We start from the raw sequence: 15,568 nt of genomic DNA on the forward strand, positions 1-15,568 counted from the left end.
AACGATGAAGTTTTCTTCAATCCCTGAAGCATTTGATTGGTGGTTAAAAAACGAGTACCCAAATCTACCAGCGGACCTGAAAAAGGGAAAACCCGTATCTGCATGGCGTGACTATACCCACGGGGGCGGTGTTTCAGAGAAGCGAATGAAAGAGATTTTAATTGAATTTGGCAGGTTCAAAATCGAGACTATTATCACCCATGAGCCGTAAAGGCTTTTTATTTGCACAGATTTTGTAGAATACTCTACAAATATATTTTTTACCTAAACTATTTTTATAACATGAGCACACTGCAAAACGAACACGAAATCATCAAAGCATTTTTCCAAACCGACAGCGCAAGCGAAATAATTAACTCTCTCAACTTCATGGTTGAAAGCCTTTTGGCTCCGGATGGAGCCTCCTTTTACCACGTATCGCTCCGGTCGCTATAAACGGGACGCTCCCCAGAACTACATCTACAAGATTGATTCCATACGAATCTTCTGTTTATAGCATGGCATTGTGTGAAAGGACGTCCTGGCTCCAGATGGAGCCTCCTTTGTGCAAAAGACGCTAAACACCCCGTTTCAATAACTCAAACCAATTCAGAACGGTGATCCCGTTCGAACGCTCTTCGATCTGGTTCCCGGCGTAGGCGATGTAGCCCTTCGTTGCGCCGCTCAACTTGTTCCAATAGGTGATATTGCCGAAAAACTCGTTGTTAACTGTCTTTCCGGCTTTAATCTCGACAGGAAGTAGTGAAAGGCCATTATCAATTATAATATCAACCTCATGCCCGGTTTTATCACGCCAGTAGTAAAGGTTGACAGGCCTTCCCGCATTCGTCCGCTGTTTTACGAGTTCCGTAACCACCAGCGATTCAAAGAGTACGCCGCGCAACGGATGAAGCGGCAATTGTTCCATACTGGAAATTCCGAGCAGCGAACAAACCAGTCCTGTATCATAAAAATAGACCTTGGGCCGCTTAATGAGGGTTTTATTAAAATTTTTATAATGCGGGCGCAAAAGATAAATGATAAAACTGCTTTCCAGAATGCCTATCCACGACTGCACGGTTTTTGTGTCCACGCCTGTGTCGACTGCAAGAGAAGTGAGGTTCAATTCCTGACCATTCCGTCCGGCAAGAAGTCGTATGAACCTTTCGAATACGATGAGATCGGTAATGTTTTTGATTTGCCGCACATCGCGATCAATGTAAGTCCGCAAATAGTTGGGAAACCAATCTTCCGGCGGGATTCCAGGCTCGTAAATAGGCGGGTATAGCCCTTTAAATATCAATTGGTCCTCATCAGGCACGTCATTGAATCCTGCAAAAAGCTCCGCGGTACTGAATGGCAATAGATTCAAAATAGCAACGCGACCGGCCAAGGTTTGCGAGATATTTTGCTGCAATAGAAAGTTATTGGAACCAGTAAGAATGAAACGACCGGGCTCTGGCGAGTCATCCAGGATTTCCTGTAAATAGGAAAATAGCTCGGGCGCGCGTTGTACTTCATCAAAAATGGCCCCGGATTGATACCTCGCCAGAAACCCACGCGGGTCTTCTAATGCAAATCGCCGAACGTCCGGGTTTTCGAGAGATAAGTACGCTTTTTCGGGAAACAATGACTTTGCTAATGTCGTTTTGCCGGACTGCCGCGGTCCGGTAACAGCCACAGATTTGAATGTGGCTGCCAATTGCTCAATTTTTGATGCAGCAATTCTTTCTATCATACATCAAAAATAAGCAAAATCGGAAAAATATGGAATCTAATTCCATATTTTTCCGATTTCAACATAATCACTTCATTGTCAACCACTAACAAACAGAAAACACTCGGGTCTCCGTCGTAATGTAAATCTTCCTATCATCAGCCAGCCCCATCTGGTATCCTCCTGTAAACACCCCAAAACTCGGCAAAATTGCCTGGTATTTATCAATCACAAAGCACGGCAGCCGCACGCTCTGGCGGCCTCTGCCATAGGAAGTGAAAACCGGGTGCACATGGCCCGCGAAAACGAATTTGGAAGTATCGAACTCCACTTTCGGATGATGTGTAAAAATGAATACATCTTCCTCGTAATCATCTGCATACACTTGTAAATCACATTCGAGCAACAGGCTTACGGGCAGGATGTCGTGGTTACCTATGACGATGATCATTTCGATGTAGTGGTGCCCGGCGCGCCATTCGCGGAACGTTTCCCATTCTGAATTGTATTCGCTGTGAAAAAGATCGCCGAGGAATATAATGCGGGTGGCTCCGGTCTGCCGGACCAGTTCATCGAGCCGCTCGAAGTTGTTGGCGGCGGCATTGTGCGGGATCGCTATTCCTTCCTTTCTGAAATGCGTTACTTTCCCTAAATGCAGGTCTCCGATCAGTAATGTTTGTGTTTCTTCCCAGAAAATCGCCCTCTGCGTCAATAATAAAAAGTGGTTGCCTCTGATCTCAATCTGCATTACCGTACTGTTTGATCATTCGCTGGATCCTGTCGTCCAGCTTTTCCGAAGTTAATTGCTCCCGAAGCCTGTCGACCATGATCGGAAACGAGAATGGCGTCGGTCTGTCGGTGTTTTGTATGACTATTTTCTGATGTTCGATCCGCGCAAGCGCCTCGCGCATGCGTACCTCTTCAAGCTGGTAAGTCAGAACCTCCTGATATGCTTGCTTGATCAGCAGGTTATTGTCTTCATACTTACTCATCACATTGAAAAGCAATGAACTCGACGCCTGCAATTGCCTCGTTTTGACATATTTACCCGGATATCCTTGAAACATCAGCCCCGCAATGGCGGCAATCTCGCGGAACTTCCGTTTCGCCATTTCCGTCGCGTTCACGCTCTGGTAAATATCGTCGACGAGATGTTGGGTCGAGAAAAGGTCCGTTTCACCCAGGATTTCGGCCAGATCCACATACTGATCACTTAACAACTCAAAACCGTAATCGTTCATCGCCACCGAAAATGTGATCGGCCGCAGCTGGCTAATGCGGTAAGCGAGCAAAATCGACATGCCCTCATGCACCAGTCGCCCCTCGAAAGGGAATATGAAGATATGATATCCCTCGCGGGTTTCGCATTGCTCGATCAGCAGTTCGTTAGTCTTAGGAATGACCGAGCGCTTTTCCTGCAATTTGAGTAACGGCTGCATTTTGGCCAGCTCCACTTCCTTATGCGGGTTTTCGATCGCGTCGGCGAGGCGTTCGCGGATGAATGCGGAGAGCTGGGACGACAGAGGCATCCGCCCTCCTGCCCAGCGCACGAGGTAACCTTTTTTACCCTCAGCCTTTTTGACGGTCACGGTCATTTCATGGATTCGTACAAATTCCACACTCATACCAGCAAAGAAAAATACGTCGCCGGCTTTCATCCACGTCACAAATGACTCCTCCACGGCTCCCAGGTATTTTCCACTTTGCAGCTTCACTTTCAGCGAAACTTCGGAAACGATCGTGCCCATGCTCAGCAAATGCCGATGGGCTATACGCCGGCTCGTCACCACATAGCGGCCATTCACTCTTTCTACTTTCTTGTATTCGTCATAAACCGTGAGCGACGAACTGCCCGTGGTGATGTATCCCAGGAGCCACTCCCATTCCTCCCGGTTAAGATATTGATAGCCATATGTATTTCGCACCTCTTCGAAAAGCTCCGCTTCATCGAACCCCTCGCCTACTGCCAGCGTGATCATCCATTGAGCCAGCACATCGAATGCATGAGCAACCGGTGGCCGGTCCTCGATCATATTCTTGATCACGCCCTCCCGCAGTGATACGGCTTCGATCAGTTCCAATGCATTGGTAGGGCAAAAATAGATCTTGCTATCGACGCCCGGCTGGTGACCGCTCCTGCCCGCGCGTTGCACGAACCGCGCAATGCTTTTGGGGCTCCCTACCTGAATAACCGTGTCCACAGGCCGGAAATCGACCCCCAGATCAAGGCTGGCAGTGCATATGACCAGTTTCAACCGCTCGTCGTGCAATGCCTCCTCCACCCAATCGCGAATCTCGCGGTCGAGTGAGGCGTGGTGCAGGGCCATAATACCGGCAAACTCAGGGTATTTTTCGATGATCGTACGGTACCAGATTTCCGTTCCCGACCGCGTATTGGTAAAAAGCAGCGTAGTACGGCTCCTGTTCACCACTTCCACCACCTTATCCACCAGCCTGATCCCCATATACCCCGACCACGGCAACGTTTCCACCCTGTCGGGAATGATACTTTCCACCAGGATCTTCTTTTCAGTATTCGCCCGGATAATCACCGAGTTTTCTTCCGGGAACCGCATTCCCAGCAGTACCTGCTTCGCTTCTCCCAGGTTTCCGATCGTCGCGGAGATGCCCCAGGTTTGCAGATCCGGGTTAATGGTCCGCAGGCGCGCCAGCGCAAGCTCCGTCTGCGTGCCGCGCTTGCTACCCATGAGCTCGTGCCACTCGTCCACGACTACCGTATGGAGGTTTTTGAAGAATTCGGAGGCGTTCTTTTGCGTAAAAAGCATGTGCAGGCTCTCCGGCGTGATAATGAGGGCGTCGGGCATTTGCCGCTTCTGCTCGTTGCGTTCCCGCGTACCCGTATCGCCCGTACGTATGCCTACGCGCCACGTGAGGTTCATTTCAAGCGCCGCCATTTCCATGTTCCGGAAAAGGTCTTTCGAAAGCGCCCGAAGCGGCGTAATCCAAAGTACTTGCAGCCTTTTTTTTGTTTTGAGAGGCTTTTTAGGAAGCGAATTGATATGCCTGATCAGGATCGGTAGCCAGAGCGAGTAGGTCTTTCCGCTACCCGTGGGTGCATTCACCAAGCCACTTTTCCCCGCCAGATAAGCCACCGCGGCCTCCTTCTGAAAAGCTGCCCATTTCCACTTTTTATCTTTAAACCATTGTTCAACAATGGCATGTCCGCGGGATTTGGTCAAGGGTGATAGTCTGATTAAATACAGGACTGATTTCACAATTTCTGTACCAATCTACAAAAGAAGTCAGTAGGGGAAAACTTCGAGGCCGTCTACCGTCGCAATGATCAGCCGGGCTTCGGGGAGATGGGATGTAATCTGATCCCAGTTGTTATGAAAAAAAGTATGAAGATCTTTCAGGAGCAGATTTCCTAACTTCAAATGAATCACCTTAGCAGGCTGTTTATCGAGCAGGCAACGATGGTAGAAATCAGAATCTTTCGTGACAATGATGAGTCCATGCTCCTGTGCATAACCCCAAATGTCCCGATCAGGCCATTTCGCATTGATGTCGATGACAAATTCAAATTCAGGAGAATGAAAAAAGCTGAAATATTTGGGAAGGTTAACGTCGATCAAATAGCGGTAAACCGACATCAGGCAGCCGTTAAGGAAAAATGTTCACCGTCAACCGTTTTGGCAGCGAACTCGATGCATGCCTTAATATCGTCTTCCTCCAAAAACGGGTAAGCAGCCAGTATATTTTCAATGCTTTCCCCTGCCGCCAGATACTCTAATACGGTTTTAACCGTCATCCGAAAACCCCGGATAACCGGTTTACCATTGCACACGGCTTCATCTATTGTAATTCGTTCCAACTTATTATTCATGTCTGCAAGTCAGCTTTTATACAAAAATAACAACAAAATACTGAAACAAATTGCTACTACTGGCTTACAACCGCTCGATAAACACTTTATGATCAGGCGGTCATTTATAATTATCCAAAATTTCCCTCATGATATTGATAAGCGAAGTAGCCACAACGCCATCACCCATAGGAAACGTATCCTTTCCCGAATAGATCACGAATTTTCTGTCCGGCTGAATGTCCTCGCAGGCAATGTGAAATCCTTTGGATAAATGCGGAGCCGAGTTTCTTTTGATTTCGATTGCCCATTTTTTACCGTCCGCAAATTCCAGGATCAGGTCAACCTCCGCGCCACCGGCGCTGCGGTAGAAATAGGGCTGCATCCGGGCCGGGGCAACGCTCATAATGTTTTCTATTACAAATCCTTCCCAACTACCGCCTACCACCGGATGGGCTAGCAGGTTATTGAAAGTTTCTATCCCCATTAAAGCATGGGTAATACCGCTATCTCTCACATAAATTTTGGGACTTCGCACCAATCTTTTGCCTGCATTCGAAGCCCAGGGCTGCAACCGTCTTACGAGGAGCAGATCGACCATCAAATCCAGGTAACGACTAATGGTCACGCCCGAAACGTCGAGATTTCTCGCCAGGTGCGATGCATTTAATACTCCGCCCTGATTATGCGCGAGCATTGTCCAGAACCGCTCCAAAGTTGTTGCCGGAATGCGCGGACCAAGTTGAGGAATGTCACGTTCGAGATACGTCCGGATAAAATCCTGTCGCCATTCCAGGCTGTCGCGATCCGAAGCCGCCAATAAACTTTCGGGGAAGCCACCGCGAAGCCACAATGTGTTAACCTGTTGAAAATCCTCGGACGCATATTCAATAACGTCTAGGGGGTAAAGTTCCAGGTAGGATATGCGCCCCGCGAGCGACTCGCTCGATTGTTGAAGTAAATCAATAGAAGCCGAGCCAAGGAATAAAAACAAACCCGATCTGTTGCCTCTTCGCCTCTCCTGATCGATAATACCTCGCAATTCGGTAAAAAGCTCAGGTATCCGTTGAACTTCATCAAGAACAATCAGCTGGTCCTTATTCGCCTCATAAAATGCGCGGATGTCTCTGACTTTTTCCAGATCCAGACGACTTTCCAGATCTAAATATAATGCAGGTGTAGCGTCAACCACATCGAGAGCGATTGTAGTTTTTCCTATCTGACGGGGTCCCATCAGAGCGATCGAAGCATTCTTTGTCAGAGCCTCCTTGATTCTATTTTCGAGCCTGCGTCTAATCATCTATGCAAATCTAACATAGAATATTAAATTTGCATAGTTAAAACACAAATAGTTATATTTTTTAATGTTTATCTATAATTATATAGAATCTCTCGCAAGCTACTCAAACTATCCGCTTCCTCTGCCTTCTTATCCTTCCGCCACCGCAAAATCCGTGGAAACCGTACTGCTATTCCCGATTTATGGCGCGTTGACTCATTGATTCCTTCAAATCCGATTTCAAAAACCAGCTCGGGCTTGACGGTGCGGACAGGACCAAATTTTTCGAGAACATTGCGCTTGATAAAGTAATCCACCTGCCCGATTTCAGCATCCGTGAGGCCGGAATAGGCCTTCGCAAACGGTACAAGCTTACCGTCGTCGCCCCATACAGCGAAGGTATAGTCGGTGAAAAGTTCGGCGCGACGACCGGAACCTTTCTGGGCATAAATAAGCACCGCGTCGATACTCAGCGGATCGATCTTCCATTTCCACCAATCGCCCTTCTTACGACCGACCTGGTAAGTGCTCGCTTTACGCTTGATCATGAAGCCTTCCGCGATATTCTCGCGCGACTGCGGGTGAAGGTCACGCAGGACCTGCCAATCTCCGAAATCGATCAACGGCGAAAGGTTGAAATAGCTTTGTGGGGGTATATTCGCATATACCGCTTCCAGCTGCGCGCGACGCTGCTCCTGCGTAAGCCCGCGGATATCCACGCCATTCGCTTCGAGCATATCATAAGCCAAAAATGCAACCGGTGCTTCTTCGAGCACCTTTTTGGACAAATTTTTACGACCAATGCGGGTTTGCAACACATTGAACGGCATAGGCCGGCCATCCGCATAAGTTACAATTTCACCGTCGAGCACGGTACCAGCGGGAAGAACCTCACTCAGGAAATGCAGCTCAGGAAACTTTTCGGTGGACAATTCCTCGCCTCTTGTCCAGATGAACAACTCCTTGTTCCGGTAAATGATTTGAGAGCGGATGCCGTCCCATTTCCACTCGGCAAACCAGTCGCCGGGCTCGCCGAGATCCGCAACGTCACCCTCTATCGGGTAAGCGAGAAAAAACGGGTAAGGACGCGACGCATTGTCATTTTCACCTTTATCAAGAATCAGCTGCTCAAAAGTAGTTTCCAACGGGTCCCATTGCCCCATTACCCGGTGGGCAATCACATTGGAATCGGTTTCGGTCGCTTCTGCCAATGCACGGACTACCAAAGTCTGCGAAACCCCGATGCGGAAGCTGCCCATGAGCAGTTTATTGAATACGAATGTCTCATGCTGCGAAAGCTGCATCCAGGCGCGGGTAATGTGATCTCGCTTTTGCTCGTCGGTCATGCCGGGCAGCATTCCCAGGTAGCGGAACCACTCCGAGAGCGATTTCTCAGAACTTCCGGGGCTTATCCGCGGCAAAAGCAGCGAAATCGTCTCACCCAAATCCCCCACGCTATGGTAGCTCTCCTGAAAAAGCCACATCGGGATTCCGGCCTCCTCTGCAGCCCATTCTTTCACCTGCGTGCGATTGACTTTGAATGAGGGCCTGCGCCCTGTAAACAATGTCAACGCCCACAGCTTATCCTCGTCCGAAGCCGTCAGAAAGTAGCTTTTCAACAAATCGACCTTCGCATTCGTCTTGTTCGTGCGGTCGAGGTTCATGAAGAGTTCTGCAAACTGTTTCATAGCCCGGTACCGTCTTTGTCTGTGTCCACTAGCCCGTCAAGCTCTCGTTTGTGCTCTTCATAGGCATTCTGCCCTGCCGAAACATCCTGCGCGGCTTCCTCTTCTTCATTTTCGTCCTCGTTACCGTACATCGTGTTCACTTCGGCCGCTTCAATGCCGTTTTCATTGAGCCAACGTGCATAAATGCTCGTATAACCATGCGTGACGTACACTTTTTCGGCGCCGGTTTCTTTCACAGCCCGGTTCAGATCAGGCCAGTCGACATGGTCGCTTAATACGAACCCCTGATCCACCGCGCGGCGGTTTTTAGCGCCACGCAGAGCCATCCAGCCAGAGCAATACCCGACCGAATAAGGTGCAAACTTCCTGATCCACGTGGTGCCGTCAGCCGAAGGTGGAGCCAGCACCAGCGCCCCTTTGAACAGCTTTCTGTCTATCTCTTTGGTAACCAATGTCAGCTCCGGCAGATCGAAACCAGCCTCTCGCAGGCGCTCATTCACAGTGTAAATGGCCCCGTGCGCGTAAATGGAAGAATCCTGCAACCGGATATTCCTCAAAATCCGCTGCATTTTCCCCAGCGAATAACCCATTAACACACTGGCCTTGTCTTCGGCGCGGTTCTGCGCCCACCAGTCGTCGATTTCTGTCATCACCTCTTGCTGCGGCTGCCACTTATAAATAGGTAATCCAAATGTAGATTCGGTGATAAACACATTGCATTTCACGGGTTCGAACGGCGTTGCGAAATGATCGTCTTCCAGCTTGTAGTCGCCGCTGGCTACCCACACTTCGCCCTGATACTCCACCCTCACCTGCGCCGACCCAATGATATGGCCGGCCGGATGCAAAGAAAACTTCACCCCGTTGATCATGAATTTCTCACCATATTGCACCGTCTGGAGATTAATATCCTGCCCGAGCCGTAGCCGCAGGATCGGCTCGCTATCCTTGTGTGCGAGGTAATGCCGGCTTCCCCATCGCGCGTGATCGCTATGCGCATGCGTGATGATCGCGCGGCCTACGGGCATCCACGGATCGATATGAACATCGGCAATGGCGCAATAAATACTTTTGCCGGTAAACTGTAAGAGAGGCTGTTTTGGCATATCCCGGAATTTATCAAAAGTATGCCAAATGCGCCACCAGCCCGGCTATAAATGCGATTGAGTGCTAACTTTTGCCACCCGACAGTAAAAGCTGATGAAATTTATTCAGAACTTGAATGTTACCTTTCCTGAATGTGTTCGTATAAAGAGTAAGATAAACCAACACACCACTATGCCGGAACAACACCATCTCCCCCTCACTCCCGCGCAGGAAGCCGAACGCTACCTTGAAAACGCACGCCAGATCCTAACCGAGAAAGCCGGCAAGAAAGACGGCCTCTATGCCGATGTCAAGTATGTTAAAATGGCTGCGGGTACGGCTTATTCGGCTGCATTGCTTATTCTGGATGAATATCTCCGGCAGAAGGAATGCATTCATTTTACGAAACCAAAGAGTATCGAGGATTATATGATACGGCTGAGAAAGTACGACAAGAAGCTTTTGAGAATTCTCGCTAATGTGTATGATGAGCTGCATTTGGCTGGCTACTATCATGGAACTCGTTCTGTGGACACTATGCAAAATGGGTTAAATAATGTCAGACAAATGCTGAGTTACATTTGACGAGAACAAATTCATTAACCACTGCAAACGCTTAATAAATGAGTAATTTTGAACGAGTCGATGACTCGTTCAAAATTACAAATGATGTTCAAAATCTTTTACCTGCTCATTTTCACAGGCTTGCTTATCCAGGGCTGCGGCCCATCAGGCGATGAGCAAAAGGGACAGAAGGCTTCCGCCGATTCAATCACCCGGTTTGTTAAAACTGAAATCCATCACGCACGAGGATTTAAGATTGCCTATTTCAAAGACTTCAAACTGGTCAGCATTATCAATCCATTCGGCGGAAAGGACGATACTTTACAATATATTCTTCAAAAAAAAGATGCTGCAATGCCCGCGGGTTACCCACGCGCTCAGCGCATTGAAATACCGGTAAAAAGCCTCGTCGCCATGTCTTCCATGCATATCGGATTATTGGGTTTCCTGAATGCGGAACACGTGCTGACCGGTCTTGGCAATTTGCAATACGTGTATTCTCCGAAAGTTATCGACATGATCAAAGCCGGCAAAATAGCAGAAGTAGGCCGCGATCAGGGTTTGAATGACGAGAAGGTTATCGAAATGCGACCTGACCTGATAATGACGATTGGCAATCCAGGCGGAAAAATGGAGCATTACCACATATTAAAGGAAGCCGGAATACCGGTGCTGATCAACTCCGAGTGGGTTGAACAAACGCCACTGGCCCGTGCAGAATGGGTGAAACTCATGGCCGCATTGCTGGATAAAGAAGAGTTGGTTAATCAAAAATTTACACAAATAGAAACAGAATATGAGCGGCTATCTGCCCTTGCCCAAAAAGCGACGAAGAAGCCTATGGTACTTTCCGGATTGAATACCAAAGATGCCTGGTTTCTGCCCGGAGGGAATAGCTACATGGCCCGTTTCTTTAAGGATGCCGGTGCCGATTACCCGTGGAAGAACGATCCCGCGACCGGAAGCCTTCCCCTTAGTTTCGAAGCTGTGTATCCATTTGCTCTCAAAGCAGATTACTGGTTGAATGTCGGCTTCGACAGTCGCGACACCCGGAAAAGTATCATAGCCCAGGATACCCGCTATGCCGATTTCAAAGCGGTACATACAGGCAGGCTGTACAGCTACAACCGCCTGGTCAACGACCAGGGTTCGAACGATTTTTTTGAATCGGGCAGTGTAAACCCAAATAGTGTTTTGGCTGATATGGTCCGGATTTTCCATCCCGAACTCCTCCCGGATCATCAGCTTATTTACTACAAACAGCTTCCCGAATGACGCAGCACATGCCAAACAGAAGCTGGATGTTACTCTTTTTAGGGATTTTTGCCATCGCCCTGTTCTGCCTTGATATCATGCTCGGCTCGGTGGCGATACCATTCAAGGAAGTAATCCGGATCGTGACCACCGGCGAATCCGAGAACAGGGCCTGGCTTTTTATCATTGAAAAAATACGTTTACCCAAAGCCATCACCGCTATGCTTGCTGGCTGTGGCCTGTCGGTCAGTGGGCTGCAAATGCAGACGCTCTTCCGTAACCCACTGGCCGGACCATCGGAACTGGGCATTACCGCAGGCGCCGGCCTGGGTGTGGCGGCCGTAATGCTTGCAGGCGGGGGCAGCGCGAGCATGTACGCGATCAGCCAGTTAGGAATTTCCGGAAGCTGGCTCATTATCGGGATGGCTTCGCTGGGCTCAGCCGGTGTTCTGGCATTGATTCTCCTGATCGCCGGGCGCATCCGCGACAACGTAATCCTACTCATAGTGGGTGTCATGATCGGCACCATTACGCTTTCCGTCATCAGTATCTGGCAATATTTCAGCCAGCCCGAGCAATTGCAGGAATACATTATGTGGACGTTCGGATCACTGGGCGGTGTTACAGGCTATCATTTATATGTACTTTCGGGTGTAGTTACAGGAGGCTTATTGCTCGCATTTGCATCCTCGAAATCACTCAATGCATTATTATTGGGTGAAAATTACGCGAGAAGCATGGGACTTACGGTCGGCCGGACGCGCTTGATGATCATGCTCAGCACGAGCCTTCTTACCGGCAGCGTTACAGCATTTTGTGGGCCTATCGGTTTTGTGGGCATCGCTATTCCGCACATTACCCGTTCGCTGCTCGGGACATCCAACCACCGCGTGCTTATCCCTGCAACCTGCCTCACCGGAACCGTACTGTTACTGTTTTGCGATATCATTGCCCAGCTTCCTGGCTCGCAAACCATCATCCCGATTAACGTCGTGACCTCGTTGCTTGGCGCTCCGGTCGTGATCTGGATCATTGTCCGACGCAATAACCTACGTTCGTCTTTTTCATGAAAAATCAGAAAGCCATTGTCGAAACCCACGCACTGGCGATCGGTTACCGGTCGTCCGGTACGGAACGAACGGTAGCAACCGATCTCGACTTACAGTTACGGCCCGGAAGCCTGGTATGTTTGCTCGGTTCAAATGGGGCAGGCAAATCTACATTGATGCGAACATTAAGTGGTCTCCAACCGGCTCTGACGGGCGAAATTACGATCGATAACCGCCCGCTCCACGCGCTGAAACCGGCCGAGCTCGCCCAAAAACTCAGTCTTGTATTAACCGACCGAGTCGATGCTGGCAATCTCACAGCCCGCGAGCTGGTTGCATTGGGACGCACGCCCTACACCGGCTGGCTGGGTACATTGACAAAAGATGACCATTTCCAAATAGCCCAAAGCATCGAACAAACCGGCATCGCCCCGCTGCTCGACCGCCATATGCACCAGCTCAGCGATGGCGAAAGACAGAAAGTAATGCTCGCCCGCGCACTCGCGCAGGACACGCCGCTGATCCTGCTCGATGAACCTACGGCCCACCTCGACCTCCCTAATCGCGTGGAAATGATGCGCCTCCTGCACACGCTCGCGCGTAACATGCATAAAGCGATCCTGCTCAGCACGCACGAGCTGGACCTCGCGCTGCAAACCGCCGACGAACTCTGGCTAATGCACCCCGATGGCAAAATTCTGGCAGGACTTCCCGAAGATCTTGTCCTAAACGGCGCATTCGAAGCCACATTTGCCCGAAACGGCTTTTCATTTGACCGCACTACCGGCACATTTATCATCCACCAACCCGTGGACAATGCGCAGATTTACCTCGAAGGTGCTGAAAAACCGCTCTTCTGGGTAAGGCGGGCGCTGCAAAGGGAAGGACTGGGTGTCGGCAGCTACCGCGATGCCCCCTGCATTATCAGGGTATTTGAAGCCGAAAACGGATTTGAGGCCGAAATAATCTTCCAGAAGGAACTGGTCAAAGTATCGTCAGTTCAGGCACTTATCGGGCAAATGCACTTACTTTTTCCATCCCCCGCGCATCCGCGTATGACGAGTTAATGCGATTCTTTGCAACGAAATAGTTAGTTTGCGGCTCATATTTGCCGAACAGGACTTCCTTAACTATGATCTTTTTGATCCCGACGGCGATGGTGCTGGCCACAGCGAATTGCTATGTGGCATTTTACAGAAACGCGGAGCACCCCTTCCGCAGTTCGCTGATTTCCGCCGCTATTTTTATATTCCTTTTCATTGCCATCAGCACGGAGGCACTGGGATTGTTCAACCTGATCAACCGGGTTGCTATTGCCAGCAGCTGGACCGTCTTCAATATCGTCCTGGCGGCAACGTGGTTCCGGCTGAAAAGTACTCACAGCATGACTTTCCGGACCATTGTGAAGCACTGGCTGAATGCTACCCGAAACTTTTGCCTGGAACTCGGCACCTTCACAACTGCCATGCTGGCGATCCTTGCGTCGATTACTCTGGTGGTTGCCCTGGCAGCTATTCCCAATAACCAGGATTCCCTCAGCTACCATCTGAGCCGGCTGGGTTACTGGATACAGCAGGGCAACGTGGCGCATTATGCCTCGCATATCGAGCGCTCGATCTCGTTCAGCCCTTTTTCGGAATATGTGCATCTGCATACCTTCCTGCTTTCCGGCTCCGAGCGCTATTTCCAGCTTTTGCAATGGTGCTGCCTCGCGGGCGTACTGGCGCTGGTTTCCATGATTATCCGACTTTTTTCAAATTCCCGTGCGGCGCTTCGTATCGGCATGTGCTTTGCCGCCACGCTACCTATCGTCGTCCTGGAATCAATGACGACCCAGAATGACCTGGTTGTAGCATTTTTTATCCTTGCGACTGCATTTTTTATTTTTGATTATATCCAAAATAACCATCTTACAAGCCTGTATCTGATTCCGGTATGCTGTGCAGTCGGTATGATGACGAAGGGGACATTCCTATTTTATGTACTTCCGTTCGCCACTTATCTGTTAATTTCGATGCTTCGAAAGCAGGCTTTTCAAAAACATATTATCGCGTTTCTCGCCTCTTCCCTCATCCTGACCCTCTCAATCAATATCCCCTACTGGTACCGTACCTACGAAATCTTCGCCTCGCCCGTAGGCACGATCAGTTCGGGGAATCGGAACACTTTTACCGGCCCGGCCGACTACATTTCGTCGGTCAGCAAGCATACTTTTCTTCACCTGGGCTTCGTATCGCCCGGTAACTACTACAACGATTTTCTCCTCAACCAGCTGCGAAACCTCCATACGGCAATGGGTATTCCCCTCGATGTACCGCGTCTCGGAATGCCATTCAAGATGAACAAGCTGAATTTCAATGAGGATTTTGCCCATAATTTCTTTGGTATCTGGCTGATCCTTTTCAGCATTCCGCTTCTTATTTTTACGCGCTTATCCAATACTGCCAGATGGTATGGCTGGCTGACTTTCCTCAGCATGCTGGTCTTCTGCTTTTTCATCAGCTACCAGACCTACGGTTCGCGGCTGCATATTCCATTCTTCCTTCTGGCAGCTCCTGTTGTGGGCTTCACCTACGGCTCGGTGCTACCCGCATGGCCGGCCCGGCTGCTTCCTTTCCTGCTTTGGTTGGCAGCGCTGCCTTTCGCATTGCTCAGCTCGGCGCACCCTTTTCTCTCCACAAAATGGTTTTTTGAAAAAATTTTCCCGCCTATCAATTCAGCATTGCATCTGAACATCCGCATTGACGCTGCTAACCTGAACCTCAAACAGGAGAGCGTCTTGTACGCCAGTCCGGGACGGCTGTTCTGGGGCGACCACTGGCCCGGAACCGAAACACTTTTGAAGCAGGTGAATGCACTCAATCCGCAAAAAATCGGTTTTGTTTTTACGGAAGCCAGTTTCGACTATGCCTACCAGTTCCTGTTGAGAAAACCCGGCCGCGCATTTGCACATATACACGTGGGCAATCCCTCCCGGGTGTTGGAAGATCCGGCATTTCAACCTGACGTGGTCATCGCCGAAAAGAATGAAGGATCCGGATTTAGATATCATGGAAAAAACTACCGGCTCGCGCTGGAAAGCGATGGCAAGTGGCTTTACGTTCCGTCCCAATGACCCTGTTTAAT

Annotated in this window: 15 protein-coding genes; 7 read left to right on the plus strand and 8 right to left on the minus strand. The window is 49.6% G+C overall.

Annotated features, from left to right (window positions below; translation table 11 throughout):
• Window positions 1-4 precede the first annotated feature (4 nt).
• A complete protein-coding gene (locus AC2YIT_RS29925) occupies window positions 5-211 on the plus strand; it encodes a hypothetical protein (protein ID WP_309993166.1) in 207 nt (68 codons plus the stop codon).
• A 71-nt stretch (window positions 212-282) separates the two neighbouring features.
• On the plus strand, window positions 283-435 hold the full coding sequence (locus AC2YIT_RS29930) for a hypothetical protein (RefSeq protein WP_430851502.1): 153 nt from the start codon (window positions 283-285) through the stop codon (window positions 433-435).
• 121 nt (window positions 436-556) lie between these two features.
• Here the strand turns inward: AC2YIT_RS29930 and AC2YIT_RS29935 are convergent, their stop codons facing one another.
• The 8 genes from AC2YIT_RS29935 to AC2YIT_RS29970 all read right to left on the minus strand — a co-directional run bounded on the left by AC2YIT_RS29935 (window position 557) and on the right by AC2YIT_RS29970 (window position 9,595).
• Window positions 557-1,717, minus strand: coding sequence for an ATP-binding protein (locus AC2YIT_RS29935; RefSeq protein WP_487281612.1), 1,161 nt, complete (start codon window positions 1,715-1,717; stop codon window positions 557-559).
• An 85-nt stretch (window positions 1,718-1,802) separates the two neighbouring features.
• Entirely contained in the window at window positions 1,803-2,444 is a 642-nt protein-coding gene (pdeM, locus tag AC2YIT_RS29940; protein ID WP_487281613.1) for a ligase-associated DNA damage response endonuclease PdeM, read from the minus strand.
• Window positions 2,434-4,896 carry a ligase-associated DNA damage response DEXH box helicase gene (locus AC2YIT_RS29945; RefSeq protein WP_487281614.1) on the minus strand — a complete coding sequence of 821 codons (2,463 nt, stop codon included), beginning with the start codon at window positions 4,894-4,896 and terminating at the stop codon, window positions 2,434-2,436. The genes pdeM and AC2YIT_RS29945 overlap by 11 nt, the downstream gene beginning before the upstream one ends.
• A gap of 63 nt (window positions 4,897-4,959) precedes the next feature.
• Window positions 4,960-5,310, minus strand: a complete 351-nt coding sequence (locus tag AC2YIT_RS29950; protein WP_223408156.1) for a DUF5615 family PIN-like protein — start codon at window positions 5,308-5,310, stop codon at window positions 4,960-4,962.
• Window positions 5,310-5,543: a DUF433 domain-containing protein gene (locus tag AC2YIT_RS29955; RefSeq protein WP_223408154.1), complete on the minus strand. Its 234-nt coding sequence runs from the start codon at window positions 5,541-5,543 to the stop codon at window positions 5,310-5,312. The genes AC2YIT_RS29950 and AC2YIT_RS29955 overlap by 1 nt, the downstream gene beginning before the upstream one ends.
• Window positions 5,544-5,643: 100 nt before the next feature.
• A complete protein-coding gene (locus tag AC2YIT_RS29960) occupies window positions 5,644-6,822 on the minus strand; it encodes an ATP-binding protein (protein ID WP_487281615.1) in 1,179 nt (392 codons plus the stop codon).
• A 68-nt stretch (window positions 6,823-6,890) separates the two neighbouring features.
• The gene (locus tag AC2YIT_RS29965; RefSeq protein ID WP_487281616.1) at window positions 6,891-8,489 is read right to left on the minus strand and encodes an ATP-dependent DNA ligase; all 1,599 of its coding nucleotides are present in this window, start codon (window positions 8,487-8,489) and stop codon (window positions 6,891-6,893) included.
• Entirely contained in the window at window positions 8,486-9,595 is a 1,110-nt protein-coding gene (locus tag AC2YIT_RS29970) for a ligase-associated DNA damage response exonuclease (RefSeq protein ID WP_487281617.1), read from the minus strand. Before AC2YIT_RS29970 ends, AC2YIT_RS29965 begins: the two co-directional genes overlap by 4 nt.
• Before the next feature lie 172 nt (window positions 9,596-9,767).
• On the opposite strand from AC2YIT_RS29970, the gene AC2YIT_RS29975 reads away from it, so the two are divergent.
• The 5 genes from AC2YIT_RS29975 (at window position 9,768) to AC2YIT_RS29995 (ending at window position 15,557) form a co-directional block, all read left to right on the plus strand.
• Window positions 9,768-10,160, plus strand: a complete 393-nt coding sequence (locus tag AC2YIT_RS29975; RefSeq protein WP_430851487.1) for a DUF5618 family protein — start codon at window positions 9,768-9,770, stop codon at window positions 10,158-10,160.
• Between the two features lie 81 nt (window positions 10,161-10,241).
• On the plus strand, window positions 10,242-11,414 hold the full coding sequence (locus tag AC2YIT_RS29980) for an ABC transporter substrate-binding protein (protein ID WP_430851485.1): 1,173 nt from the start codon (window positions 10,242-10,244) through the stop codon (window positions 11,412-11,414).
• Window positions 11,415-11,440: 26 nt separating this feature from the next.
• Window positions 11,441-12,463 carry a FecCD family ABC transporter permease gene (locus AC2YIT_RS29985; RefSeq protein ID WP_430851483.1) on the plus strand — a complete coding sequence of 341 codons (1,023 nt, stop codon included), beginning with the start codon at window positions 11,441-11,443 and terminating at the stop codon, window positions 12,461-12,463.
• Window positions 12,460-13,509 (plus strand): ABC transporter ATP-binding protein, encoded by a 1,050-nt coding sequence (locus AC2YIT_RS29990; RefSeq protein WP_430851481.1) that lies wholly within the window; start codon window positions 12,460-12,462, stop codon window positions 13,507-13,509. Before AC2YIT_RS29985 ends, AC2YIT_RS29990 begins: the two co-directional genes overlap by 4 nt.
• A 65-nt stretch (window positions 13,510-13,574) precedes the next feature.
• Entirely contained in the window at window positions 13,575-15,557 is a 1,983-nt protein-coding gene (locus tag AC2YIT_RS29995; protein ID WP_487281618.1) for an ArnT family glycosyltransferase, read from the plus strand.
• Window positions 15,558-15,568 lie beyond the last annotated feature (11 nt).

Source organism: Dyadobacter sp. SRI_021 (genome assembly GCF_057586235.1).